Source organism: Microbispora sp. NPDC049125 (assembly GCF_040802045.1).
Taxonomy (GTDB): Bacteria; Actinomycetota; Actinomycetes; order Streptosporangiales; family Streptosporangiaceae; genus Microbispora.
This window is the reverse complement of the sequence record NZ_JBEZDW010000038.1, coordinates 52,268-75,813: the sequence shown is the minus strand read 5'-3', so window position 1 is coordinate 75,813 and position 23,546 is coordinate 52,268. Positions and strand designations below refer to the sequence as shown.

Here is a 23,546-nt window from a genome sequence, read left to right as displayed (position 1 = left end):
AGCGCGTGATGTCTGAGGTCCTCGGGGTTCGCCGCCGGTCCGGCGCGAGCCGGGTCATCGGCCGGGGGGCGGCCGTGTGGCGGATGGACGGCCTGCTGCTCGCCGCGGTCGTCGCGCTCAGCGTGATCGGCACACTGCTGGTCTGGTCGTCCACCCGCACCTGGTCGTCGGCCGAGCCGACCGGGATGGTCAAGAAGCACATTCTCAACCTGTGCATCGGGCTCGCCCTCTACAGCGCCGTCGCGGTGTGCGACTACCGCCGGCTGCGCACCTACGCGCCCCTCGTGTACGGCCTGGCGATCCTGGGGTTGCTGCTGGTCATCTCGCCGATGGGCTCGACGATCAACGGCCACCACTCGTGGATCATGCTGGGCGGCGGCTTCGCCGTCCAGCCCGCGGAGCTGGCGAAGCCGGCCCTGGTCGTGATGCTCGCCCGGCTGCTCGTCCGTACGGGGGAGAAGAAGGACCGGCCGCGGATGCTCGACGTCGCGCTGTCGCTGGCGGTCTCGGGCGTGGCGGCGGCCCTGGTGATGCTCCAGCCGGACCTCGGCACGACGATGGTGCTGGTGGCGACCACGGGCGCGATCATCGTCTTCGCCGGGGTGCGCAAGCGCTGGATCGCCCTGGCCGTGCTGGCGACGGCCGCCGCCGGCTACGCGGTGTGGGCCTTCGGGCTGATGAAGCCGTACCAGATGGCCCGGTTCACCGCGCTGCTCGACCCGGCGACCGACCCGCGCGGCGTCGGCTACAACAGCAGGCAGGCGCTGGTCGCGATCGGATCGGGCGAGGTGTTCGGCAAGGGCCTGTTCCACGGCGGGCAGACGACCGGCCGCTTCGTGCCCGAGCAGCACACCGACTTCATCTTCACCGTCGCGGGGGAGGAGCTCGGCTTCCTGGGGACGGTGACGGTGGTGGCCCTGCTCGGGGTGGTTCTGCTGCGTGGCGTGCGGATCGCGCGGATGTGCGACGACCGGTTCGGCGCGCTCGTGGCCGGCGGCATCGTCGCCTGGCTGGCCTTCCAGACGCTCGTCAACGTCGGCATGACCATCGGCATCATGCCGATCACCGGTGTGCCGCTGCCGTTCGTCTCCTACGGCGGCACCGCGACGTTCGCCAACATGATCGCGGTAGGCATCCTGCAGGCGATCCGCATCCGGGAGCGGCCCTCCTGAGGCGGGTTCCGGGGGTGCCAGGTGCCCCCCGGCCGTGACGGGCTCAGGCACGCCCTCGGGAGCCGATACCCTGGACACATGTCTGTCGAGTCGTTGTTTCCCCGCCTGGAGCCGCTGCTGCCCAAGGTGCAGAAGCCGATCCAGTACGTCGGGGGTGAGCTCAACTCGACGGTCAAGGACTGGGACGAGGCGACGGTCCGGTGGGCGCTGATGTACCCGGACGCCTACGAGGTCGGCCTGCCCAACCAGGGCGTGCAGATCCTCTACGAGATTCTCAACGAGCTGCCCGAGACCCTGGCCGAGCGCACGTACGCCGTCTGGCCCGACCTCGAGGCGCTCATGCGGTCGGAGGGCGTCCCGCAGTTCACGGTGGACGGTCACCGGCCGGTCCGCGCCTTCGACGTCCTCGGGGTGTCGTTCGCGACCGAGCTCGGCTACACCAACCTGCTCACCGCGCTCGACCTGGCGGGGATCCCGCTGGACGCGGTCGACCGGACAGGTGCGGACCCGATCGTGCTGGCCGGCGGCCACGCCGCGTTCAACCCCGAGCCCATCGCCGACTTCCTCGACGCCGCCGTGCTCGGCGACGGCGAGCAGATCGCGATCGCGATCTCCGAGGTGATCCGTGAGTGGAAGGGCGAGGGCTCGCCGGGCGGCCGCGATGAGCTCCTGATGCGCCTGGCCTCCACCGGAGGCGTCTACGTCCCGAAGTTCTACGACGTCGAGTACCACCCGGACGGGCGCATCAAGCGCGTCGTCCCCAACCGCGCCGGCGTGCCGTCGCGCGTGTTCAAGCACACGGTCATGGACCTGGACGAGTGGCCGTACCCGAAGAAGCCGCTCGTCCCGCTGGCCGAGACCGTGCACGAGCGGTTCAGCGTGGAGATCTTCCGCGGCTGCACCCGCGGCTGCCGCTTCTGCCAGGCGGGGATGATCACCCGTCCGGTGCGGGAGCGGTCGATCACCACGATCGGCGACATGGTGGAGACGGGGATCAGGGAGTCCGGCTTCAGCGAGGTCGGCCTGCTCTCGCTGTCCAGCGCCGACCACTCCGAGATCGACCCCCTGACCAGGGGGCTCGCCGACCGCTACGAGGGCACCCAGATCGGCCTGTCGCTCCCGTCGACCCGGGTCGACGCGTTCAACATCGACCTGGCCAACGAGCTGTCACGCAACGGGCGCCGCTCGGGCCTCACCTTCGCGCCCGAGGGCGGCTCCGAGCGGATGCGCAAGGTGATCAACAAGATGGTCACCGAGGAGGATCTGATCCGCACCGTCACCACGGCCTACAGCCAGGGCTGGCGGCAGGTGAAGCTCTACTTCATGTGCGGGCTGCCCACCGAGGAGGACATCGACGTCCTCGGCATCGCCGACCTGGCCAAGAAGGTCATCAAGGCGGGCCGGGAGGCGAGCGGATCCCGGGACGTGCGCTGCACGGTGTCCATCGGGGGGTTCGTGCCCAAGCCGCACACGCCGTTCCAGTGGGCCGCGCAGTGCGATCACGAGACGGTGGACCGGCGGCTGCGTGAGCTGCGCGACGCCCTCCGGGGTGACAAGCAGTACGGCAGGGCGATCGGGTTCCGGTACCACGACGGCAAGCCGTCGATCGTGGAGGGCCTGCTGTCCCGCGGAGACCGCCGCGTCGGCGGGATCATCCGCGCCGTCTGGGAGGACGGCGGCCGGTTCGACGGGTGGAGCGAGCACTTCTCCTACGACCGCTGGATGGCGGCCGCGGAGCGCGCTCTCGCCGGCGAGCCGGTGGACGTCGCCTGGTTCACCACCCGTGAGCGCGACGAGCACGAGGTGCTCCCCTGGGACCACCTCGACGCCGGTCTCGACCGCGAGTGGCTCTGGCAGGACTGGCAGGACGCCGTTAACGACGTCGAGGTCGAGGACTGCCGCTGGACGCCCTGCTACGACTGCGGTGTCTGCCCCACCATGGGGACGGAGATCCAGATCGGCCCGACCGGCAAGAAGCTTCTGCCGCTCACCGTGCTGTGACGCCGCCCTCGACCGATCGTTCACCGTGCTCGGGCATCGCCCGCGACAGACCGCTCACCGTGCACCGGCGTCGCCCGCGACCGACCGAGCCGACACCGGAAGGACGAAGGAACTGAACAAGCCCGTCCCGGAGGGACCTGCGCCCGACCCCGTGGTGCAGCGCCTGAGGGTGCGTTACGCGAAGAGGGGACGGCTGCGCTTCACCAGCCACCGCGACATCTCCCGTGCCGTCGAGAGGGCGGTGCGGCGGGCCGGCCTGCCGGTGGCCTACAGCGCGGGGTTCAACCCCCACCCGAAGATCTCCTATGCCGGGGCCGCTCCCACGGGAGTGGCCAGCGAGGCCGAATACCTCGAGATCGGCCTGAACCGCCCGTGCGACCCGGCGCGGGTGCGCGACCAGCTCGACGAGTCGCTGCCGACGGGCCTGGACGTGCTCGCCGTGGTCGAGGCCGGGCAGGGGAGCCTCGCCGACCGGCTGGAGGGATCGGTCTGGGAGGTACGGCTTCCCGGGGCCGATCCGGCCGCGGCCGAGGCCGCCGTCAAGGAGTTCTGGGCGGCCGACCGCGTGGAGGTCGAGCGCCTGACCAAGAAGGGGATGCGCCGGTTCGACGCCCGCCAGGCGGTGGGCTCGCTGGCCGTCGTGACCGGTCACGAGAGAACGGCAGGTCAGGAGCCCGTTCAGGCGTGTGTCATACTTCGTATGGTTGTTCGGCACGAAACTCCTGCCGTGCGGCCCGATGACGTGCTCATGGGTCTACGTCTCGTGGCAGGCTTCGCGCCGCCGTCACCCCCCGAGGTGACCAGGCTGGCGCAGGGGCCGCTCGACGTCATGACCGGTGAGCCCGCCGATCCGTTCGACCTCGATCGGGCCGGCGAAGACCTATAAGACTTGCCGCCGCGGCCCCGACAGGTGGCCCGGCGGACCGCGAGAGACGAGAGCCTCCGCGCGGCGCGGAAACGTGCCCGGGGGCTGACGGGAGAGCGCCCGCATGCTCGACAACGAGCCCACTGACGGGGCTGTGAGCCTTGACGGTGACACGACGACCGCAGATGCCGGCCGCGGCGCCGGCGTCGACGACGTTCCGACCGGCCGGTCTGGCGGGGTTTCGGCTCCGCGCCGCCGCGCGGCGAGCCGGCCTGCGGGCCCCCCGCCCGAGCCGGACGATCTGCCGCCGCCCGTGACCACGGTGGCGGCCGGGGCCGCGCCGAAGGCGGTGGACCCCGCCCTTGACCACGGCCAGGCTGAGGCCGCCGCCGGGGTGCCGGCGCCGGTCGCGGAAGACCGGCCCAAGCGGGCCACCCGCCGTCGCGCGACGGCGAAGGCCGTCGCCGACGTGGCGGAGCCCGCGGCGCAGGCCGCCGAGCCCGCCCCGGTGGCGCAGCCGCTGGAGCCCGAGACGGCCGCCGTCGCGGCTGAGCCCGCCGGGCCCGAGGAGGACCCCCAGCCCGTACGACGCCGCCGTTCCCGCAAGCGGGTCGAGGAGCCGGCCGCCGATGCGGAGCAGATCGTCGAGCAGGCGGTCGAGGCGGTCGAGCAGGCCGTCGAGCCTCCCGCGAGGCGCCGCCGCAGCCGCAAGAAGGACGAGGTCACCCCGGAACGATCCAGGGCGATGAGCGCCGCCGAGGCCGAGGTGGCCGCGGCGTTGCGGCTCAACCTTCCCGATGAGGAGCCGCTCGACGACGACATCCTCGACCTGGAGCCGCTCGACGAGGACGTCGTCGAGGACGTCGCCGAGGACGAGGGCGGCCGGCCGAGCCTGGTGAGCGACCCCTTCGGCCTGTCCGGGCAGCAGCCCGCCGTGCCGTCGGTGACCTTCCAGGCGCCGGCCCTGTTCCAGCCGCTGTTCCAGGCTCCCGACCCGTTCGCCGTGCCCGCCCCCAGGCCTGCCGCGCAGCCGGACCAGCCCGCTCAGTCAGGTCAGGCCGGTCAGCAGGGGCAGCCGGGTCAGCAGGGGCAGGCGGCCTACGCCGACCAGGCGGACGACCAGGCCGAGCCCGAGGAGCTCGACGAGGCGGCCGAGGACGGCGACGACGCCGAAGGCGAGGGCGGCCCGCGCAGGCGCCGCCGCCGCCGGGGCGGCCGGGGCCGCGGTGCCCGCACGCGCGACGGCGAGGACGGCGACGACGAGCCGGAGGCCGACGAGGCGCAGGGCGAGCAGGCCGAGGACGAGGACCGCGAGCAGGCCGAGGACGACGCGGAAGGCGGCTCGGCCTCCTCCCGCCGCCGTCGCCGGCGCCGCCGCCGGGGGGCCGAGGAGCCCGAGCCGACGGTCGACGACCCGCCGAACACCGTCGTGCGCATCAGGGCGCCCCGCGCCACGCGCTCCACGTCGGCCGACGAGGTCCAGGGCGTGCGCGGCTCGACCCGGCTCGAGGCGAAGAAGCAGCGCCGCCGCGAGGGGCGCGAGCTGGGCCGCCGCCGACCGCCGATCATCACCGAGTCGGAGTTCCTGGCGCGCCGCGAGGCGGTCGAGCGGTTCATGGTCGTGCGCCGCCAGGGCGGCCGCACCCAGATCGCGGTGCTGGAGGACGGCGTCCTCGTCGAGCACTACGTCGACCGCGAGTCCAGCCAGTCCTACGTCGGCAACGTGTACCTGGGCAAGGTCCAGAACGTGCTGCCCTCGATGGAGGCGGCGTTCGTCGACATCGGCAAGGGCCGCAACGCCGTGCTGTACGCCGGCGAGGTCAACTTCGACACCGCCGGGATGGAGGGCCAGCCGAAGCGCATCGAGGCGGCGCTCAAGTCGGGCCAGTCGGTGCTCGTCCAGGTCACCAAGGACCCGATGGGGCACAAGGGCGCGCGGCTGACCTCGCAGATCAGCCTGCCCGGCCGTTACCTGGTCTACGTGCCGGACGGCTCGATGACCGGCATCTCCCGCAAGCTCCCGGACAAGGAGCGGACGCGGCTCAAGCAGATCCTCCGCAAGGTCATGCCGGAGAACGCGGGCGTCATCGTCCGTACCGCGGCCGAGGGCGCCTCGGAGGAGGAGCTCAGCCGCGACGTGGCCCGGCTGTCCGCGCAGTGGGAGAACATCCAGCGCAAGGCCAAGTCGGCCTCCCCGCCCGAGCTGCTGTCCGGCGAGCCCGACATGACGGTCCGCGTGGTCCGCGACGTCTTCAACGAGGACTTCGCCTCCCTGGTGGTCGAGGGCGAGGACGCCTGGGTCACCGTGGACGAGTACGTCCGGTACGTCGCGCCGCACCTGGCCGACCGGATCTCCAAGTGGGACGGCCCGGGCGACGCCTTCAGCGCGTACCGCATCGACGAGCAGATCGCCAAGGCGATGGAGCGCAAGGTGTGGCTGCCGTCCGGCGGCTCGCTGGTCATCGACCGCACCGAGGCCATGACGGTCGTCGACGTCAACACCGGCAAGTACACCGGGCAGGGCGGCAACCTCGAGGAGACCGTCACCCGCAACAACCTGGAGGCGGCCGAGGAGATCGTCCGCCAGCTCCGGCTGCGAGACATCGGCGGCATCATCGTGATCGACTTCATCGACATGGTGCTGGAGAGCAACCGCGACCTGGTCCTGCGCCGGCTGCTGGAGTGCCTGGCCCGGGACCGGACCAAGCACCAGGTGGCCGAGGTCACGTCGCTGGGGCTGGTCCAGATGACCCGCAAGCGGGTTGGCCAGGGCCTGCTCGAGGCGTTCTCCACGCCGTGCGAGTGCTGCCACGGCCGGGGCATCGTCATCTCGACCGAGCCGGTCGAGGGCAAGCCCGAGCCGCGCGGCACGCAGGGCAAGATGGCCGTGGAGAAGGCCGTGGCGGAAAAGCTCGCGTCCGCCGAGGGATCGGTGGCCGCGGCGTCCGGAGGCGGCCGTGACGGCGTCACCGACGCGTTCGAAGCCGATGAGGACGACTCTCCGCCGGCGCAGCCCCGTGGGCGGCGCCGTTCCCGCAGGAAGGCGGCGGACTAGCGACTTCATCTCCCGGCGGCCCACTCGGTTCGACCTCAGTGCCGGAAATCCGGTACCCTAGTCAACCGGTGCGCCTGGTGGCGTGCCTGGCTTCGCGCGCCTGCCCGGACCGCCGGTCGTGTCATCGACAGCAGCTGGATGCGGGGCGCGGCATCTCAGCATTTAGCCAGTAGAAGGGTTCCGCGGTGTACGCGATCGTTCGTTGCGGCGGCAGGCAGCAGAAGGTTTCCGTCGGGGACGTCCTCGAGGTCGACAAGGTCGCCGGAGAGGTCGGCTCCTCGGTGTCGCTGCCGGCGGTGCTCGTCGTCAACGACGGCGATGTCACCACCGACGCTGCCACGCTCAGCAAGTTCCTGGTGACCGCCGAGATCCTCGGCGAGACCAAGGGCCCCAAGATCCGCATTCTGAAGTACAAGAACAAGACCGGTTACAAGAAGCGCCAGGGTCACCGCCAGCGGTACACCCAGGTCAAGGTCACCGGCATCAACTCCGGCAAGTAACTCCCCGGGGGACCACCCCGGCTCAACCCCCGGAAAGGGAGTGAACCATGGCACACAAGAAGGGCGCCTCGTCCACCCGGAACGGCCGTGACTCGAACGCGCAGCGCCTCGGCGTGAAGCGCTTCGGCGGTCAGCTGGTGAACGCGGGCGAGATCATCGTCCGTCAGCGCGGCACGCACTTCCACCCCGGCGACAACGTCGGCCGCGGCGGCGACGACACGCTGTTCGCCCTGTCCGCGGGCCACGTGCAGTTCGGCACCAAGCGCGGTCGCCGCGCGGTGAGCATCGTCCCGCTGGCGGAGTAGATCCGCCCGGGAAACACGCAGTGGATGAGGCGGATCGATCATTCGGTCCGCCTCATTCTTTTTCGGCAAGAGGGGAAGCGGCTGATGGCTGACTTCGTGGACCACGTCATCCTGCACATCAAGGCGGGTGACGGCGGCAACGGCTGCGCCTCCATCCACCGGGAGAAATTCAAGCCGCTCGGCGGCCCGGACGGGGGCAACGGCGGCCGGGGCGGGGACGTGATCCTCGAAGTCGACCAGAACACCTCCACTCTGCTCGAGTACCACCACCGTCCGCACCGCAAGGCCGGCAACGGCAAGCAGGGCGCGGGGTCGCACCGGGACGGCGCCAACGGCGAGGACATCGTCTTGACCGTGCCCAACGGCACGGTCGTGAAGGACGCCAGGACCGGAGAGGTGCTGGTCGACCTGGTCGGCTCGGGCACCAGGTACGTCGCCGCGCAGGGCGGCTTCGGCGGCCTCGGCAACACCGCCCTCGCCAACTCCAAGCGCAAGGCGCCCGGCTTCGCGCTGCTGGGCGAGCCCGGCGACGAGGCCGAGATCGCGCTGGAGCTGAAGACCGTCGCGGACGTGGCGCTGGTCGGCTTCCCCAACGCCGGCAAGTCGTCGCTGATCGCGGCGCTGTCGGCCGCCCGGCCGAAGATCGCCGACTACCCGTTCACCACGCTGATCCCCAACCTGGGCGTCGTGACCACCGGGGAGACCGTGTTCACGGTCGCCGACGTGCCCGGCCTGATCCCCGGGGCGTCCGAGGGCAGGGGGCTCGGCCACGAGTTCCTGCGGCACGTCGAGCGTTGCTCCACGATCGTGCACGTCCTCGACTGCGCGACCATGGAGCCCGGCCGCGACCCCGTCACCGACTTCGACGTGATCGAGGCCGAGCTGGCGGCGTACGGCTCGCTGCAGGACCGGCCGCGCATGGTCGCCCTCAACAAGGTGGACGTGCCGGACGGCCGCGACCTCGCCGACATCGTCACGCCCATCCTTGAGGAGCGCGGCCTGCGGGTCTTCGAGATCTCCGCGGCGAGCCACGAGGGCCTGCGGCCGCTGACGTACGCGATGGGCGAGATGGTCGCCCAGGCGCGGGCGAGCAAGCCGGTCGAGGAGCCCACCCGCCTGGTGATCCGTCCCAAGCAGCTCGGCGAGACCGGGTTCGCGGTGCGCCGCGTCGACGACAACACCTTCCAGGTGACCGGCGAGAAGCCCGAGCGGTGGATCCGCCAGACCGACTTCACCAACGACGAGGCCGTCGGCTACCTCGCCGACCGGCTCGAACGGCTCGGTGTCGAGGAGGCGCTGATCAAGGCCGGGGCCCAGGCGGGCGCCGAGATCGTGATCGGCTCGATGCAGGGCGGCCACGTCTTCGACTGGCAGCCCTCGCAGGGGGTGCACGTGCCCCTGGGCCGCCGGGGCACCGACCTGAGGCTCGGCTAGGAGTAGACGGCGTGACAGGCAGGGACCGGATCAGTACGGCGTCGCGGCTGGTCGTCAAGGTGGGCTCGTCCTCCCTGACGACGCCGAGGGGCGTGATCGACGTCGACCGGGTCGACGCGCTCGTCGACGTGCTCGCCGCCCGCCGGCAGGCCGGCACCCAGATCGTGCTCGTCTCGTCGGGCGCCATCGCGGCCGGGCTCGGCCCGCTGGGGCTGCGCTCCCGGCCCAAGGACCTGGCGACGCAGCAGGCGGCCGCCTCCGTGGGTCAGGGCGTGCTGGTGGCACGCTACACCTCCTCCTTCGCCCGGTACGGCCTGCGCGTCGGCCAGGTGCTGCTCACGGCCGACGACATGATGCGGCGGTCGCACCACCGCAACGCGCGGCGGACGCTGGCACGGCTGCTGGAGCTCGGCATCGTCCCCGTGGTCAACGAGAACGACACGGTGGCGACCGACGAGATCCGCTTCGGCGACAACGACCGCCTGGCCGCGCTGGTCGCCCATCTCACCCACGCGGACGGAATGGTGCTGTTGTCGGACGTGGACGCCCTCTACGACGGCGATCCCCGCAAGGACGGCGCCACCCGGATCGCCGAGGTGCGCGGGCCGGAGGACCTGGAGGGCGTCGAGCTGGGCACCTCCGGCAGGGTGGGGACCGGCGGGATGATCACCAAGGTGCAGGCGGCCCGCATCGCCACCGGCGCGGGGGTGCCGGTCGTGCTCACGGCCGCCGCGCGTGCCGCCCAGGCGCTCGCGGGCGCGGACGTCGGCACGTACTTCCACCCCGGGGGCCGCCACCCCGGCACCCGGCTGCTCTGGCTCGCCCACGCCACCACCGGCAGGGGACGGCTGCACCTGGACGCCGGCGCCGTCGAGGCCGTGGTGGCCCGGCGCAAGTCGCTGCTGCCCGCGGGCGTCGTGAAGGTCGAGGGCGACTTCGCGGCGGGCGACCCGGTCGACCTGTGCGGCCCGACCGGCGTCCCCGTCGCGCGTGGCCTGGTCAGTTATGACGCCGCGGAGATCCCCGAGCTGCTCGGCCGGTCCACCCGGGAGCTGGCGAGCGCGCTCGGGCCGGAGTACGAACGCGAGCTGATCCACCGGGACGACATCGTCATACTTGAGCCCACCCAGGAGTAGGGAGCGCGAGGCAATGTCTGAGGCAGAGGACTTCGAGAAGGTCGCTCGTGCGGCGAAGGAGGCAGCGACGGCGCTCGCGCCGCTGCCGCGCACGCCCAAGGACGCCGCGTTGCGCGCCGTGGCGGACGCCCTGGTCGCCGCCACGGACGAGATCGTCGCGGCCAACGCGGCCGACGTCGACGGGGCCGTCCGAGCAGGCACCTCCCCGGCGATGATCGACCGGCTGCGGCTCGACGCGGGCCGCGTCCAGAAGATCGCCGCCGCCGTCCGCGAGGTGGCCGACCTGCCCGACCCGGTCGGCGAGGTCGTGCGCGGCAGCACGCTGCCGAACGGCCTGGAGCTGCGCCAGGTCCGCGTACCGCTCGGCGTCATCGGGATCGTCTACGAGGGCCGCCCCAACGTCACGGTCGACGCCGCCGCCCTGTGTCTCAAGAGCGGCAACGCGGTGTTGCTGCGCGGGTCGTCCAGCGCGTACGCGTCCAACACCGTGCTGGTGCGGGTGATGCAGGAGGCGCTGGCCGGCACCGAGGTCCCGGCGGAGGCCGTCCAGCTCGTCCCGGGGCGCACCCGCGAGTCGGTCAAGCACCTGATGCGCGCCCGCGGGCTGGTCGACGTGCTCATCCCCCGTGGCGGCGCATCGCTCATCAAGAGCGTGGTGGAGGAGTCGACGGTCCCCGTGATCGAGACCGGGGTGGGCAACTGCCACGTCTACGTGGACGCGGACGCCGACATCGACATGGCCCTCGCCATCCTGCTCAACGCCAAGACGCAGCGGCCCTCGGTGTGCAACACCGCGGAGACGCTGCTGGTCCACGCCGGCATCGCCGACGCGTTCGTCCCCCGGGCGCTGTCCGTGCTGAAGGACGCCGGCGTGACCGTGCACGGCGACGAGCGGATGCGCGGGTACAGCCCTGACGTGGTCCCCGCGACCGAGGAGGACTACACGGTCGAGTACCTCTCGCTCGACATCGCCGCCGCCGTCGTCGACTCGCTGGACGACGCAGTCGCGCACATCAGGAGGTACGGCTCGGCGCACACCGACGCCATCGTCACCCGGTCGCAGCCCGCGGCGCGCAGGTTCGTGGCGACGGTCGATTCGGCTGCCGTCGCGGTCAACGCGTCCACCAGGTTCACCGACGGCGGCGAGTTCGGCTTCGGGGCCGAGATCGGCATCTCCACCCAGAAGCTGCACGCCCGCGGTCCGATGGGGTTGCCGGAGCTCACCTCCACCAAGTGGATCTATACCGGCGACGGGCACGTCCGGCTCTGACGGCACCGCCGTGGGCGGGCGCCCGCCCGCCCACGCTCTGTCGGCGCGCCGATCGCGTTCACGAACCGGCGCATGCGCCGCGGCAGCGGCCGGTCTTGCCTGAGGTGATGTCCCTGGGGTGTTCTGACAGCGCTCCGGGGTTCGCGGCGGAAGCATCGGGGTGCGCCGTCTCAACGGAGATCAGGGGGGTCAAATGGCCTGGCGCAGATCGGTGGCAGTCAGTAGCGACAGCAAAGCCATCCCTTGGGCGGCGAGTGCTTCCGCGCCACCTTGTTCGCGGTCGATCACACACAGCGCCTCGCGGACGTCGGCTCCCAGAGCGCGCAGCTCGGTGGATGACAACACGATCTGACCGCCGCTGGTGACCACATCCTCCACCACAAGCACTCGGCGGCCGACAATGTCCGCTCCTTCGGCGAGACGGCAGGTTCCATAAGGCTTGGCCTGCTTGCGGACGAAGGCGCAAGGCAGACCCGTGTGCCGGCTCAAGGCGGTGACCACCGGAATGCCGCCCATCTCCAGGCCGGCCAACACCTCGGTGCTCGTGGGCACAAGCGTGGCCAAGCTCTCGGCGATGGCGTCCAGAAGGACGGGATCGCCTTCGAATCGGTACTTGTCGAAATACTCGGTGGTCGTGCGGCCCGACCGGAGCACGAAGTCGCCGGTCAGGTGGGAGACGGCGTGGATCCGGTGAGCCAGCTCTGAACGTGACATAGACATGAAGTTTCGCAGCCAGTGCGGTGACCATGGAAATCGACCGGGTTTCCGGTCGCCGTCGGCCGGTCGCTCAAGCACCTCGCGTTCCCGCCGGGTCGGCTCGATCGGCCGGTTCGGTTCGGGGAGAAGGCCGGCGGATGACGGCGCGCCTCCACGGCTCCGGCGTCCCGGGGCGCTATGGTTGGCGCTCCTATGGCTGGACGTCTCGGCCGAGTCGGCCCGTACGCGCTGCTGGAGCGACTGGGCCGGGGAGGCATGGGCGAGGTCTACCTCGCCGCGAACCGGCGCGGCGACCGCGTGGCGGTCAAGATGCTCCACGGCCAGATCGAGGACGACCCGGACGCGCGGTTACGGCTGGAGCGCGAGGTGCGGGCCCTGCGCAGGGTCGAGAGCCCCTACGTCGCCCAGGTGCTGGACGCGGACCTGTCCGGCGACCGGCCGTACCTCGTGATGGAGTACATCGAGGGGGAGACCCTCCTCGACGCCGTACGGCGGGGCGGGCCGCTCATCGAGCCCGACCTGTTGGCGCTGGCCCACGGGCTGGCCACGGCTCTAGCGATCATCCACGCCGGCGGGGTCGTCCACCGTGACCTCAAGCCGGCCAACGTGCTGCTGGGCGGCGACGGGCCGGTGCTGATCGACTTCGGTATCGCCCAGGTGCTCGACGCCACGCGGCTGACGATGACGGGCACCTTCCTCGGCACGCCGGGCTACTGCGCGCCCGAGGTGTTCGCCGACGAGACCGTCGGGGAGCCCGCCGACATGCACGCCTGGGCCGCGACGGTGGCCTTCGCCGCCACCGGGCGGCCCACCTTCGGGCGGGGCACGGCGGAGTCCCAGATGTACGCGGTGCTGAACGGGAAGGCCGATCTGGTCGGGGTGCCCGCCGCCCTGCTGCCCCTCGTCCGGGCGGCGCTGCACCGGGACCCCGCCCGCCGCCCCACGGCGGCCCTGCTCGCCGACCGGCTGGCCCGGCTGGACCGGCTCGCCCACGCTGAGCCGCCCGCCCGTACGCCGGGTCGGTCTCGCCGTACAGCGATGGTGCAGACGGACGCCCAGGCAGCGGCCCAGGCGGCGGCCCCGGACAGGGCGGACAGGGCGGCGGGCAAGGCGGGGAAGCCCCGAAAGGCGGGGAACGCGGGGAACGCAGGGAACGCAGGGAACGCGGCATCTGCGGGGAAGGCGGCCGACAGAGCGGCGGGGAGGCCCGACAGGGCCGAGGGGCCCGGTAGGGCGGACAGACCCGGCAGGGCTGAGGGGCCGAACAGGCCCGGCAGGGCTGAGGGGCCGGACAGGCCCGGCAGGGGCGAAGGGCCCGGCAGGGCGGAGAGCCCCGCGAGGCCGGACAGGGCCGTCAGGTCTCGCAGGCCGGAGGGCGCCGACAAGCGGGACGACGCGCCGGCCGCCCGGCGCTCCAGGTCCTCAGGCCGCGCGGAGCCCGCCGTGGCCGTCAAGGAGCCGGTGACCGCGTCGAGAGCGGAGTCGGCTCTCGGCATCCCGACGGGGAACACGGCTCTGGTGGTGCTGGGCCTGCTCGCCGTCCCGTGTGTCGTGGCGACGGTGATCTACCCAGTGGCGACGTTTGGCATCACCGCGGTCTTCGGCGTCGTGACGAGGGCAATGTGGACGAGCCACTGGCTGGTGCGCAACCGCAGGCCGGCCAGGACCCGGGGGCTGCTGCGGGTGCTCGCCTTCCCGGTGACCCTGGCCGGCTCGCTGGTGACCGCTCTCGCATGGCCCGGCCTCCCGGCCGCGGCCGCGGCGTTCGCCGCCCTCTGGGCGGCGAACGGGGCGCGCCTGGAGCCGGAATGGTGGTCCCAGGCGGTGCCCGTCACGGTCGCGGGGGTGGTCTTCGGAGTGGTGAGCGGCGGCATCGTCGGCCGGGAGATCGAGCGCGCCGGGGCACGGATGCCGGGCCTGCACAGGGAGGGCCTGCGGGCGCTCGCCGTCCTCGGCGGCTTCGTCGCCCTGTGCGCGGCCGCCGTGCGGACGGTATCGGTGTTCCTGTGACGGCCTGTGACGGGCCTGTGGAGGGCTGTGGAGGGCCGTGACGTGCCGCGGAGGGCCATGACAGGCCTGCGGCGGGCCCTGCGACGGGTCCGCCGATGAGTCCTGCGGATCAGTTCTCGCGGCGGGCGAACCGGTTGAAGATGCGCTCCCCGGCGTTGACGGCGCCCTCGGCGACGTCACGCAGCACGCCGATGAACGGATCCTGCGACTGGGCCCAGGACTCGCGGTAGGAGTTGGCCGCCGCCTTGACCTCCTCGGTGATGCTGGTGTTCCCGTCGTCCTCGCGGCGGGGGTAGTCGCCGGAAAGGACCCTCTCGTACTCGCCGCCCCGGCGCCAGCGGTCCAGCTCCGCCACCCGGGTCACCGCGAACGGGTGGGTGGTGCCGAGCATGTTGAGGACCTTCATCAGGCCGTCGCGGACGTCGCCCGCCGTGTCGTACTCCCTGGCCTGGTCGAGGAACGCCTCGATGTTCATCTCGTGCAGGCGCGAGCCGCCGGCGAGCTTCATCAGCGAGCGCAGCGCCGCGTCCGGGTCCTGGCCGCACAGCAGGCCGCCCCGGTCGGCGGACATCTCGGCCTTGCGCTGCCATTCCTCCAGCGCGGCGACGATGACCCGCAGCCCGATGTAGCCCAGCGGGATCCAGGCGACCCGCGTGGCGAGGCGGGTGAGGATGGCCAGCATGGTGCCGTAGACGGCGTGACCGGACAGGATGTGCGAGGTCTCGTGGCCGACGACGAAGCGCAGCTCCTCGGCGTCCATGAGGTCGAGCAGCCCGGTCGACACGACGATGAACGGCTCGTCGAAGCCGATCGCCATGGCGTACGCCTTGGGGTCCTGCTGGACGTAGATCTCCGGGATGCGGTGCAGGTCCAGGATGTACGCGCTGTCGCGGCCCATGTCGTACAGGGTGCGGAACTGGGTCTCGCTGGTGCGTACCGCCGAGGCGAGGAACATCAGGCGCAGGCGGCGCTCGCTGAAGAGCCCCGACATGCGCTTCAGCACCGAGTCGAACCCGCTGAGCGAACGCATCGCGACCAGTGCGGACCGGTCGGCGGGGTGCTCGTAGGCTCGTGAGCTGATGCCGGGCAGCTGCACGCGATTGCGATCGGGAGTGGTCATGCTCCGCATGCTATGTCTCACAGGCTGGGCGCGCGCGGCACGGCGTGACGACGCGAAACCGTGACCGGTGGGGCCCCCTTTCCGGGCGGCCGGAGCGCGCGCGTTAGGGTCCGTCCATGAGAAACGGGGCCGCGACCAGGCGGCTTGGCGTGATGGGCGGCACCTTCGACCCGATCCACCACGGGCATCTCGTGGCCGCGAGCGAGGTGGCGCACCACTTCGATCTGGACGAGGTGGTGTTCGTCCCGACCGGGCAGCCGTGGCAGAAGGAAGACCGGGCCGTGTCCTCCACCGAGGACCGTTATCTCATGACCGTGATCGCCACGGCCTCCAATCCGCGTTTCTCGGTCAGCCGGGTGGACGTGGACCGGCCGGGCCCGACGTACACGATCGACACGCTGCGGGACATCGCCGCCGTGTACGGACCGGACGTGGAGCTGTACTTCATCACCGGCGCGGACGCCCTCGCCCAGATCCTGAGCTGGCGCGACGTCGACGAGCTGTTCACGATCGCCCATTTCGTCGGCTGCACCCGGCCCGGTCACGTCCTGCAGGATCCGGGGCTGCCGGCGGGCAAGGTGAGCCTGGTCGAGATCCCGGCCCTGGCGATCTCCTCGTCCGAGTGCAGGCAGCGGGTCGCGGGAGGCCAGCCGATCTGGTATCTCGTCCCCGACGGCATCGTGCAGTACATCAACAAGCGGGGCCTCTACCGCGACACGGCCGACTGACCAGCGCGGATCTCACCTGCTCTCCATCTGAGGGCACATCAAGGGCACATCGGCGAAGATCGCATCAACCGCGGAGCGCGCCCGATCATCGGCGTCCGGCCACAGGTGGGCATAGAGGTTCAGGGTCACGGCTTCCGCCAGTACCACCACGGTCAGGCGACGCTGCGCGAGAAGAGCAGAGAGCGAGGGGCGGAGAAGTACCGGAGAAGACCTCGGGGCTCCGCCCCGAACCCCGGGGGGCTCCAACTCCGGGAGATCAGGACAGGGGAGAAAGTGCGGGACCGCACGGGCATTCACCGGTCAACAGGGCGAGAAGGACACGGGTGGATGTTGGAGCCTAATCTGTGCCTGTGAGCAGGAGGCGATACGTCGCGAGAGGCGTACCCGGCGGGTACCGAATCTGGGACAACAAGGTACGCCGCTGGTGGGGTGACCTCTACGAACTCTGCCCCGACGACCTAATTTGTGAATTGAACGGCGAGAGAAACTACGAGAAGATCACCGCACTCCTAAAGCAGTATCGCGCCCAGAAGCGATAGACATCGCTGTCAGGTGCAGCCGGCCCGCTGCCGCTACGCGGTGGGTCGACAGCAGGCGGCCGATCAGGATGCGGGGCCGCGTTTGTTGGGCCTGTCGGTAGAGTCCTGGCATGACGGCGCATAAGGGTCGATGGCCGAAGGTTGATCAGAAGAGCGGCATCGAAGATGCCGCGCTGCCCATCTTGGAATGGTTGGCCGAACAGGGCATCAACGCCATGATCAGAGTTGACCCGGAAAGACTGGCGGAGGGACGGCCTGCGTGGACGTTCGTCGCTAATGGTGGCCCGTTGAGTCTAGAAATGCGGGCTGACGGGATCAGCGCGGAGCAGTGTCTCTCTTTCGCGGTTGCCCGCTTGCGTGACGCTGGAGTCGAAGTGCCGTTTTGACATCGAAGCTGGTGTCGTACATGAGCGGACGCCGTGACCAGCGGTGGCTTAGAACCCAATGTCGCAGGTCTCGTAGCTGTGAAGGCCGATCGGCAGGAAGGGCGTCACCAATGCCTGGAGATACCAGGACAAATCGGTAAACGCCGGTGCTTCGGGAAGGCTTCGCCGGTTAATGGTCGGGTAGAAGGAGCACAGTGTACGGCCTGGGAAGAAGAGAAGCTGACCGCCCGTTTCCGCCTTCCTGTGGTAAATGCAGACACCTACGTGGAATCCCCGATTCTCGGGCGCATCCAGCAGCATGAGCACCTCGTCTGCGCAGTCGAGGCTCGTGGACTGCCAGTCATATAGGTCGTCGTCATTCACCACATACGAGAGACCGAGGGGCTCCTTCAGCGACCACCCGCCGCTGGCCAGACCGTCGACCACGGCACGTACCGTGACCTCGTGCGTAAAGGTGAATTCGATGGAAGATGTTCTGGACGACATGCTGACTCCTGCAAACCCAACCGTGGCCCGCATCGTCTCCAGATGACGTGGAGGGCCGTCCATTGACTTGAACCCCTGGCTGCGGTTCCGTAGCTACGTAAGCGCGCCTTGCGACGGCACGGGGCAACGGTAGACAACCTCGCTAAGGTGATCAACACCTTTCCCGGCCGGCTTGGCGTCGGCGAGGTGAGGGCACACCGAGGGCACATGACGGTCGGAAACCGTGGAGATCAACGAAAGGCGTTGCAAACTGATCTCGCAGCTTGGCCAGCATGCAATCTGTATTCATTTGGTCATGTGATCGCCGCTCGCGCTACATCAACAAGCGGGGCCTCTACCTGGCTCCCGGGACCTGACCAGCTTCTACGTCATCCATAAGCCAACAACCTGAGCGGCCGGACGCCAGATGCCGCTCCACGTGCCGCGCCCGCGCACAGTCCACTGACGTCGGTCGTGGTACGTTCGGCGGCGCCAAGTGCCGCTGCGAACTGAGGAGGTGAGACCGATCAACGCTGTGACAGGTCGGGGCTCCCTCCCTTGCATCGGCTAGGGAGTGCCCGCGGAAGGCATCCCGAAAGGCTCGCAACGCAAATGCGCTTTATCTCCCAGGCGTCGTCCGACGGCGTCACGGAACAGCTCTTCACCCTCGGTGAAATCCCCGGCGTGCTGTGGACTCCGGACGGCGCCGCAGGGTCCCGACCCCTGATCCTGATGGGGCACGGCGGCGGTCAGCACAAGAAGGCCCCCGGCGTCGTGGCCCATGCGCGCCGTTTCGTGGCTGAGTGTGACTTCGCGGTGGTGGCGGTAGACGTGCCCGGCCATGGCGACCGGCCCGAGGATGAGGAGTACAACCGGATCGCGACCGAGAATCAGGCTCGGGCGGAGGCCGGGGAAGAGTTGGCTCCGCTGATAGCCGGTTTCCAGGCGCTCGTAGCCCGTCAGACGGTCCCGGAATGGCAGGCGGTCCTGGACGCGGTCCAGCGACTGGAGCACGTCGGTGCCGGTCCGGTGGGTTACTGGGGTGTGTCGCTGGGGTGCGGACTCGGCGTTCCGTTTGTTGCCGCCGAGCCCCGAGTCCGTGCGGCGGTGCTGGGTCTGGGCGGGGCCGTGGCCTCGGCCGAGGAGGCCGCGCGGATCACCGTCCCGGTTGAGTTCCTGGTCCAGTGGGACGACGAGAGGGTGCCGCGGGCGGCGAGTCTGGCGCTGTTCGATGCCTTGTCCTCAGCCGAGAAGACGCTGCACGCGAACCCCGGCAAGCACGCCGAAGTCCCGTTGTTCGAGCTGGACAGTTCGCTGCGGTTCTTCACCCGGCACCTGAGCTGATGCCCCTGTTGCCCGCGACGCGCTGATCGGGTTCCGCGCCCGATCAGCGCGTTCAGCGCACACTGGCCGGGGCTCGTATCCGACGGGGCAGGGCACTTCGAGGGCACTGGACCGTGATCCCGGAGATCAGCGGGAGGCGTCGAAGGGCGAATGCATGGCATGACCAGGGATGCCGTACGTACGCCATGCTCACGGACCTGGCGTTCGCGCTTCATCGACGAGCGGGGCCTCTACCTGGACTCCCCGTCTTTGCCCTGAGCCGACCGGCTGACCTGCGAAGACGTCGTCGCCTCTCGCCGAGGGGCGCCGCCGGTTCAGCGGGTGGCAGTCAGCCTTTGCGCCGCGATGGCTGACCATGGCGTTTCTCACGGTTACCGTGAGAAGCAAGGACACGCGCCGACCCGGCGCCCGTCCCGGAAATTGATCCGGCACTCCGTAGGCCCAGGCCCATCCTGGCGCGATCATCACGATACGGAGTGGTCTGTAATGATCAAGGAAGCTATCGCCGCGGGCGCGATGACGGTCTCGGCCGTCCTTGTCCCCATGTCGATGCAGGTCCAGCCCGCGAGCGCAGCGGTCGCGGCGCAATCCGTACAGCAATCGCACGCGAAGCCGTGTCCCGCGTGGAAGTGCGGTCACAAGCATCACCGCCACCACGGCCGCCATCACCGGAGCCAGCAGCAGCAACAGCAGCAACAACAACAGCAGCAGCAGCAGCAACAGCAGCAGCAACAGCAGCAGCAACAACAGCAGCAGCAGCAGCAACAGCAACAGCAGGGCGGCGGCGGAGGAGGCCAGCAGCAGCAACAGCAGCAGCAGTAGCGACACAGATGCAGTGCCGGATCAAGGCGGTATACCGCCGGCCCCACGAGGAAGGTCCTCGCGGGGCTTTTCGCCGTCCTGCAGGGGCCCGTTGCGTGAACTCATCCAGAGGTGATTTCCTAGCCGGAATCAGCGGCGTGTGACGGACGTTGGAATTCTGATCCGGGGGCATAACTCTGGATCGCCGGGGTGTCGCCGGTAGGGTCGGCACAGAAAAGCCGGTTGTCCGGAGCACACGGACCGTGCACCCTGGAATAGCCCGTCAACGGAGGACAGAACCGCATCGTGACAGCAACTGAGAGATCCGTTCAGCTCGTGAGGGTCGCGGCCGAGGCCGCCGCCGACAAGCTGGCCGACGACATCATCGCGTACGACGTGAGCGACCAGCTGGTCATCACCGACGCGTTCCTGCTCTGCTCCGCCTCCAACGACCGCCAGGTTCGCTCGATCGTCGACGAGATCGAGGATCGGCTGCGGATCGAGGCGGACGCCAAGCCGGTCCGCAGAGAGGGTGAGCGGGAGGGCCGCTGGGTGCTCCTCGACTACCTCGACATCGTCGTGCACGTCCAGCACGAGGAGGACCGCACCTTCTACGCGCTGGAGCGCCTGTGGAAGGACTGCCCGTCCATCGAGCTTCCCGAGAGCGTTCAGAAGGTCGCCGCCCAGCGTGCCCGCGGGGCGGCTCAGTGACGTACGGACCTCGGGTGGCGGCGTGAGCCGCCGGATCGTCTGCCTGCGGCACGGGCAGACGTTGTGGAACGTGGAGAAGCGGTTCCAGGGGCACACCGACATCGCGCTCGACGAGACCGGGGTGGCGCAGGCCGCGCGCGCGGCGTCCCTGCTGGCGGCGCTGCGGCCGACCATGATCGTCTCTTCCGACCTGCGGCGGGCCTTCGACACCGCCTCCGCCCTCGCCCGGCTCACGGGGCTCGACGTGGCCGTCGACAAGGCGCTGCGGGAGCGCGGGGGCGGCGAGTGGGAGGGCCTCACCCGCGCGGAGATCAGGGCGGGATGGCCGGTCCAGTACGAGGAGTGGGACGCCCCGGGCGGCGAGACCGTCACGCACGTCGCCGATCGCGTCGCCGAGGCGGTCCTGCGCTGGGCGGCCCGCCTCGACGAGAACGGCCTGCTGGTCGTGGCCTCGCACGGCGCGGCGATCCGGCTGGGCCTGGCCCGGCTGCTGGGACTGCCGCAGGAGCTGTGGCCGGTGCTCGGCGGCCTGGGCAACTGCTCGTGGTCGGTCCTGGAGGAGGGCCGCAAGGGCTGGCGCCTGCTCGAGCACAACGCGGGGACCCTCCCCGAGCCGGTGAGCAGCGACGACAGCCCGGAGGCCGCCACAGCGGGCGGCTGAAGAGCTGAGGCTGCCGTTGCCGGTGACAATTAGGTAAACGGAGGGGCATCCTTATATGCTCGTGAAGCGCCGCGCCGGGATTACCCGGGGCGGTGGCAAGGGGCTATAGCGCAGCTGGTAGCGCACCTCCATGGCATGGAGGGGGTCTGGGGTTCGAATCCCCATAGCTCCACCCGAGTGACGTCGCCCATCGCCGCCTGATCAGGCGGCATCCCGGGCAATCAGAAATGGGCCGCCACCCGTGGCCAGCAGGTTCTTGAGATCCACCGCCGTGACAGCGACGACGGCATGATCTGGATCGTCCCTGACGACGTCGAGAATGAGTGCGGGAACGGTGACAACCGGGCCGCCATGCGGTGAGAGCAGCGTCACCCGGTCGCCGCGTCCCGCGCCGGAGGCGTCGGACACCGCGAGAGTGGTGACGACCTGCCCCGGCGCCGGGTCGCCGACCTTCGGCCCCAGTTCGTCCACGTCGAGCCTGCCCTTCGGCCGCGTGACCAGCGTGTAACGGCCGAGAAGATCCGGGTGCGCGCCCACGAGGTCGGCGGCGACGAGCACGTGGTAGGCCGGGAGATCCCGCGTTGTCGACGGGGCTTCGGGAACGGCCGGTCGCATGAGCGCTCCCAGCAACGCCAGCAGGCCCGCCGTCCCCGCGAGGCCCAGTGGCAGGGCGGCGCGCCGCGCCGCCCGGGTCGTCCGGCGCCGTCGCGCCGGAGCGGCGGCGGGCTGCTCCGAGGTCGCGGCGGGTTGCTCGGGGGCGAGGGTGGGCTGGTCGGTCATGGCGGGTCGTTCCAGGGCGTCGGCGGGCCGGTCCGGGATGGCGCGGGTGCCGTCCGGCTCGCCGTGCGTCACCGGAACGCCGGTGATGTTCTCCGCGGCGGGGATGGGCTGTCGCGCCGCGGGTGGAGTGTCCTGGGGAGACGGCCGATAGCGGAGCAGGTGCGCGTGATCGGTGGCCGGGGAGCCACGGCGCCACAACTGGTCGACCTGCTCCCACAGGGCGCGCTCGGAATCGAAGTCGTCGGGGCGTTCCAGGCCCATGGCGTCGAGCAGGAGGAGCCGGTGCACGTCGAAGGCGCTGCGAATCAGCTCGGCGTAGCCGGCCGCGGCATAACCGGCGGCCCGGTACGCGATGGTGGTGCTGATCGTGCCTGCCACCAGGCAGATCGCGACGACGTGCCAGGCAAGGCCCAGCCCGGCGCCGGCCCCGCTGAGAAGCGTGAACGCCGCTGACAGCCACGTCACGACGACCAGGAGCTCGAAGCGGGCCGCGGCCGCGGCGAACGCCTGGGTAAACGGATCGGGCAGGATCGCGTACAGCCTCGGCCACGCGAGGACGGCGTCGATGCGGTAGCGGCGGGCGTGCTCCTCCGCGGCGCGCAGGACGTTGCCGATCCTGGTCGGCATGATCCGGCTCTCGGCTATGGGGTAGGCCGGATCGGGGAACCTGCCCTCGGCCCGGAGCCCGCTCCACAGCTCCCGATGGCGAGTCACCAGCAGCCTCCGTACGAGGGCTCCCCCGGGGTGGCCCTCCCAATAGCCTTCGAGCGCCCGGACGAGCATGGCGCGGGACGCCGCGAGCGCCTCGGCGGCCAGTGCGGTCGCGGCGGCGGCCAGGACGATGAGGAGGATCCGGACGTCCGACTCCGTCCCGGCCCACCACGCGAGGGTCTCCGTCCAGCCGATCGTGCCGATCACCAGGGCGCCGGCCGCGGCGACGAAGACCAGCACGGGCAGCCATACCGTGGCCAGGGACCGGCGGCTGAGCAGGCCGCTCGCCGTGTCGAGCAGGCCGGCCATCAGGAGACCCGCCCGCAGGACGGGCAGGGCGTCTCGCCGGGGAGATAGGCGAGGTGCTCGCTCGTCACCCCGCAAAGCCGGCAGCGGATGGCGACACTCGGCGACAGCGGACTCAATTGCCCGTGAATGGCGAAATCGTCGTCTCGGCGATATCCGGGATGCTCGGGGCGTGACGCGGGGCCGTATGTCGTGTAGACGCGGACGAACGTGGCGGGCGCCACCACCCCCTCGATGTCGCCGCCGCGCATCGCGACCAGGACGGCGCGGCCGGGATGGCGGAGCAGAGGGGCCGCCAGGGCCGCGTCGATCGCCGCAACGGCCATGTCCGACGGCACCAGGTACGCGGGCCCGTCCCATCCCGGCCCGCTCACCCTCCTGGGCTGCCCCTCGTCCAGGACGATGGTGATCGCCTGCGCCGCCGAGTCGTCACCGGCGATCCCATATGTGGTTGAAATGAAGTCGCTGATCCGCTTTGGCCGCATCAGTCCACCTTTCTGTGCCGTACCGATTTCCGCCAGGCTGGCAG

Annotated in this window: 21 protein-coding genes and 1 tRNA gene; 16 read left to right on the top strand and 6 right to left on the bottom strand. The window is 70.6% G+C overall.

The genetic code is table 11. From position 1 onward, the window contains the following. Positions 1-8 precede the first annotated feature (8 nt). The 9 genes from rodA (at position 9) to AB0B72_RS32615 (ending at position 11,738) form a co-directional block, all read left to right on the top strand. On the top strand, positions 9-1,172 hold the full coding sequence (rodA, locus tag AB0B72_RS32655) for a rod shape-determining protein RodA (RefSeq protein ID WP_367743158.1): 1,164 nt from the start codon (positions 9-11) through the stop codon (positions 1,170-1,172). 78 nt (positions 1,173-1,250) lie between these two features. Further along, positions 1,251-3,173 carry a TIGR03960 family B12-binding radical SAM protein gene (locus tag AB0B72_RS32650; protein WP_367743156.1) on the top strand — a complete coding sequence of 641 codons (1,923 nt, stop codon included), beginning with the start codon at positions 1,251-1,253 and terminating at the stop codon, positions 3,171-3,173. Positions 3,174-3,342: 169 nt separating this feature from the next. After that, the gene (locus tag AB0B72_RS32645; protein ID WP_367743154.1) at positions 3,343-4,059 is read left to right on the top strand and encodes a TIGR03936 family radical SAM-associated protein; all 717 of its coding nucleotides are present in this window, start codon (positions 3,343-3,345) and stop codon (positions 4,057-4,059) included. A 103-nt stretch (positions 4,060-4,162) separates the two neighbouring features. Next, positions 4,163-7,093, top strand: coding sequence for an Rne/Rng family ribonuclease (locus tag AB0B72_RS32640; protein WP_367743153.1), 2,931 nt, complete (start codon positions 4,163-4,165; stop codon positions 7,091-7,093). A gap of 185 nt (positions 7,094-7,278) precedes the next feature. Then, the gene (gene rplU, locus AB0B72_RS32635) at positions 7,279-7,593 is read left to right on the top strand and encodes a 50S ribosomal protein L21 (protein WP_367743152.1); all 315 of its coding nucleotides are present in this window, start codon (positions 7,279-7,281) and stop codon (positions 7,591-7,593) included. Positions 7,594-7,640: 47 nt separating this feature from the next. Continuing rightward, positions 7,641-7,898 carry a 50S ribosomal protein L27 gene (gene rpmA, locus AB0B72_RS32630; RefSeq protein ID WP_367743150.1) on the top strand — a complete coding sequence of 86 codons (258 nt, stop codon included), beginning with the start codon at positions 7,641-7,643 and terminating at the stop codon, positions 7,896-7,898. An 84-nt stretch (positions 7,899-7,982) separates the two neighbouring features. Then, the gene (gene obgE / locus AB0B72_RS32625) at positions 7,983-9,332 is read left to right on the top strand and encodes a GTPase ObgE (protein WP_367743149.1); all 1,350 of its coding nucleotides are present in this window, start codon (positions 7,983-7,985) and stop codon (positions 9,330-9,332) included. Positions 9,333-9,343: 11 nt separating this feature from the next. Next, a complete protein-coding gene (gene proB / locus AB0B72_RS32620; protein WP_367743148.1) occupies positions 9,344-10,468 on the top strand; it encodes a glutamate 5-kinase in 1,125 nt (374 codons plus the stop codon). Positions 10,469-10,481: 13 nt separating this feature from the next. After that, positions 10,482-11,738 carry a glutamate-5-semialdehyde dehydrogenase gene (locus AB0B72_RS32615; protein ID WP_367743147.1) on the top strand — a complete coding sequence of 419 codons (1,257 nt, stop codon included), beginning with the start codon at positions 10,482-10,484 and terminating at the stop codon, positions 11,736-11,738. 189 nt (positions 11,739-11,927) lie between these two features. Here AB0B72_RS32615 and pyrE read toward each other — a convergent pair whose 3' ends face one another. After that, the gene (gene pyrE / locus AB0B72_RS32610) at positions 11,928-12,452 is read right to left on the bottom strand and encodes an orotate phosphoribosyltransferase (RefSeq protein WP_367743146.1); all 525 of its coding nucleotides are present in this window, start codon (positions 12,450-12,452) and stop codon (positions 11,928-11,930) included. Between the two features lie 195 nt (positions 12,453-12,647). Between pyrE and AB0B72_RS32605 the strand changes: the two genes are divergently transcribed. After that, positions 12,648-14,465: a protein kinase gene (locus AB0B72_RS32605; RefSeq protein ID WP_367743145.1), complete on the top strand. Its 1,818-nt coding sequence runs from the start codon at positions 12,648-12,650 to the stop codon at positions 14,463-14,465. A 109-nt stretch (positions 14,466-14,574) separates the two neighbouring features. Here AB0B72_RS32605 and AB0B72_RS32600 read toward each other — a convergent pair whose 3' ends face one another. Then, positions 14,575-15,585, bottom strand: a complete 1,011-nt coding sequence (locus AB0B72_RS32600) for a M48 family metallopeptidase (protein WP_367743144.1) — start codon at positions 15,583-15,585, stop codon at positions 14,575-14,577. A gap of 116 nt (positions 15,586-15,701) precedes the next feature. On the opposite strand from AB0B72_RS32600, the gene nadD reads away from it, so the two are divergent. Together nadD and AB0B72_RS32590 are read left to right on the top strand one after the other, a co-directional pair. Beyond that, complete coding sequence (nadD, locus tag AB0B72_RS32595) at positions 15,702-16,313, top strand: nicotinate-nucleotide adenylyltransferase (RefSeq protein WP_367743143.1); 612 nt, start codon at positions 15,702-15,704, stop codon at positions 16,311-16,313. Positions 16,314-16,962: 649 nt separating this feature from the next. Further along, positions 16,963-17,238, top strand: a complete 276-nt coding sequence (locus tag AB0B72_RS32590) for a hypothetical protein (protein WP_367743142.1) — start codon at positions 16,963-16,965, stop codon at positions 17,236-17,238. Between the two features lie 48 nt (positions 17,239-17,286). Here the strand turns inward: AB0B72_RS32590 and AB0B72_RS32585 are convergent, their stop codons facing one another. Continuing rightward, the gene (locus AB0B72_RS32585) at positions 17,287-17,724 is read right to left on the bottom strand and encodes a hypothetical protein (protein WP_367743141.1); all 438 of its coding nucleotides are present in this window, start codon (positions 17,722-17,724) and stop codon (positions 17,287-17,289) included. 591 nt (positions 17,725-18,315) lie between these two features. Between AB0B72_RS32585 and AB0B72_RS32580 the strand changes: the two genes are divergently transcribed. After that, entirely contained in the window at positions 18,316-19,047 is a 732-nt protein-coding gene (locus tag AB0B72_RS32580; RefSeq protein ID WP_367743140.1) for a dienelactone hydrolase family protein, read from the top strand. A gap of 189 nt (positions 19,048-19,236) precedes the next feature. Here the strand turns inward: AB0B72_RS32580 and AB0B72_RS32575 are convergent, their stop codons facing one another. Beyond that, positions 19,237-19,875 carry a hypothetical protein gene (locus tag AB0B72_RS32575; RefSeq protein ID WP_367743139.1) on the bottom strand — a complete coding sequence of 213 codons (639 nt, stop codon included), beginning with the start codon at positions 19,873-19,875 and terminating at the stop codon, positions 19,237-19,239. Between the two features lie 279 nt (positions 19,876-20,154). Here AB0B72_RS32575 and rsfS point away from each other — a divergent pair, with 279 nt between their 5' ends. From rsfS to AB0B72_RS32560, 3 genes are all read left to right on the top strand, one after another. Next, positions 20,155-20,559 (top strand): ribosome silencing factor, encoded by a 405-nt coding sequence (gene rsfS, locus AB0B72_RS32570; RefSeq protein ID WP_367743138.1) that lies wholly within the window; start codon positions 20,155-20,157, stop codon positions 20,557-20,559. Between the two features lie 22 nt (positions 20,560-20,581). Then, positions 20,582-21,220, top strand: a complete 639-nt coding sequence (locus AB0B72_RS32565; protein ID WP_367743137.1) for a histidine phosphatase family protein — start codon at positions 20,582-20,584, stop codon at positions 21,218-21,220. A 99-nt stretch (positions 21,221-21,319) separates the two neighbouring features. Continuing rightward, positions 21,320-21,392 (top strand) — tRNA-Ala (locus AB0B72_RS32560). Between the two features lie 29 nt (positions 21,393-21,421). Here the strand turns inward: AB0B72_RS32560 and AB0B72_RS32555 are convergent. Both AB0B72_RS32555 and AB0B72_RS32550 read right to left on the bottom strand, forming a co-directional pair. Then, positions 21,422-23,020, bottom strand: a complete 1,599-nt coding sequence (locus AB0B72_RS32555; RefSeq protein WP_367743135.1) for a hypothetical protein — start codon at positions 23,018-23,020, stop codon at positions 21,422-21,424. Then, on the bottom strand, positions 23,020-23,502 hold the full coding sequence (locus tag AB0B72_RS32550) for a hypothetical protein (protein WP_367743133.1): 483 nt from the start codon (positions 23,500-23,502) through the stop codon (positions 23,020-23,022). Before AB0B72_RS32550 ends, AB0B72_RS32555 begins: the two co-directional genes overlap by 1 nt. Between the last annotated feature and the right edge of the window lie 44 nt (positions 23,503-23,546).

Excerpts from the sequence above, each read along its gene's own strand:
- AB0B72_RS32600 (WP_367743144.1), bottom strand. The coding sequence starts at position 15,585 with ATGACCACTCCCGATCGCAATCGCGTGCAGCTGCCCGGCATCAGCTCA.
- AB0B72_RS32580 (WP_367743140.1), top strand. The coding sequence starts at position 18,316 with ATGCGCTTTATCTCCCAGGCGTCGTCCGACGGCGTCACGGAACAGCTC.
- AB0B72_RS32585 (WP_367743141.1), bottom strand. The coding sequence starts at position 17,724 with ATGTCGTCCAGAACATCTTCCATCGAATTCACCTTTACGCACGAGGTC.
- pyrE (WP_367743146.1), bottom strand. The coding sequence starts at position 12,452 with ATGTCACGTTCAGAGCTGGCTCACCGGATCCACGCCGTCTCCCACCTG.
- AB0B72_RS32590 (WP_367743142.1), top strand. The coding sequence starts at position 16,963 with ATGACGGCGCATAAGGGTCGATGGCCGAAGGTTGATCAGAAGAGCGGC.
- nadD (WP_367743143.1), top strand. The coding sequence starts at position 15,702 with ATGAGAAACGGGGCCGCGACCAGGCGGCTTGGCGTGATGGGCGGCACC.
- AB0B72_RS32605 (WP_367743145.1), top strand. The coding sequence starts at position 12,648 with ATGGCTGGACGTCTCGGCCGAGTCGGCCCGTACGCGCTGCTGGAGCGA.
- obgE (WP_367743149.1), top strand. The coding sequence starts at position 7,983 with ATGGCTGACTTCGTGGACCACGTCATCCTGCACATCAAGGCGGGTGAC.
- AB0B72_RS32555 (WP_367743135.1), bottom strand. The coding sequence starts at position 23,020 with ATGGCCGGCCTGCTCGACACGGCGAGCGGCCTGCTCAGCCGCCGGTCC.
- rpmA (WP_367743150.1), top strand. The coding sequence starts at position 7,641 with ATGGCACACAAGAAGGGCGCCTCGTCCACCCGGAACGGCCGTGACTCG.
- rodA (WP_367743158.1), top strand. The coding sequence starts at position 9 with ATGTCTGAGGTCCTCGGGGTTCGCCGCCGGTCCGGCGCGAGCCGGGTC.
- AB0B72_RS32550 (WP_367743133.1), bottom strand. The coding sequence starts at position 23,502 with ATGCGGCCAAAGCGGATCAGCGACTTCATTTCAACCACATATGGGATC.
- AB0B72_RS32615 (WP_367743147.1), top strand. The coding sequence starts at position 10,482 with ATGTCTGAGGCAGAGGACTTCGAGAAGGTCGCTCGTGCGGCGAAGGAG.
- AB0B72_RS32640 (WP_367743153.1), top strand. The coding sequence starts at position 4,163 with ATGCTCGACAACGAGCCCACTGACGGGGCTGTGAGCCTTGACGGTGAC.
- AB0B72_RS32650 (WP_367743156.1), top strand. The coding sequence starts at position 1,251 with ATGTCTGTCGAGTCGTTGTTTCCCCGCCTGGAGCCGCTGCTGCCCAAG.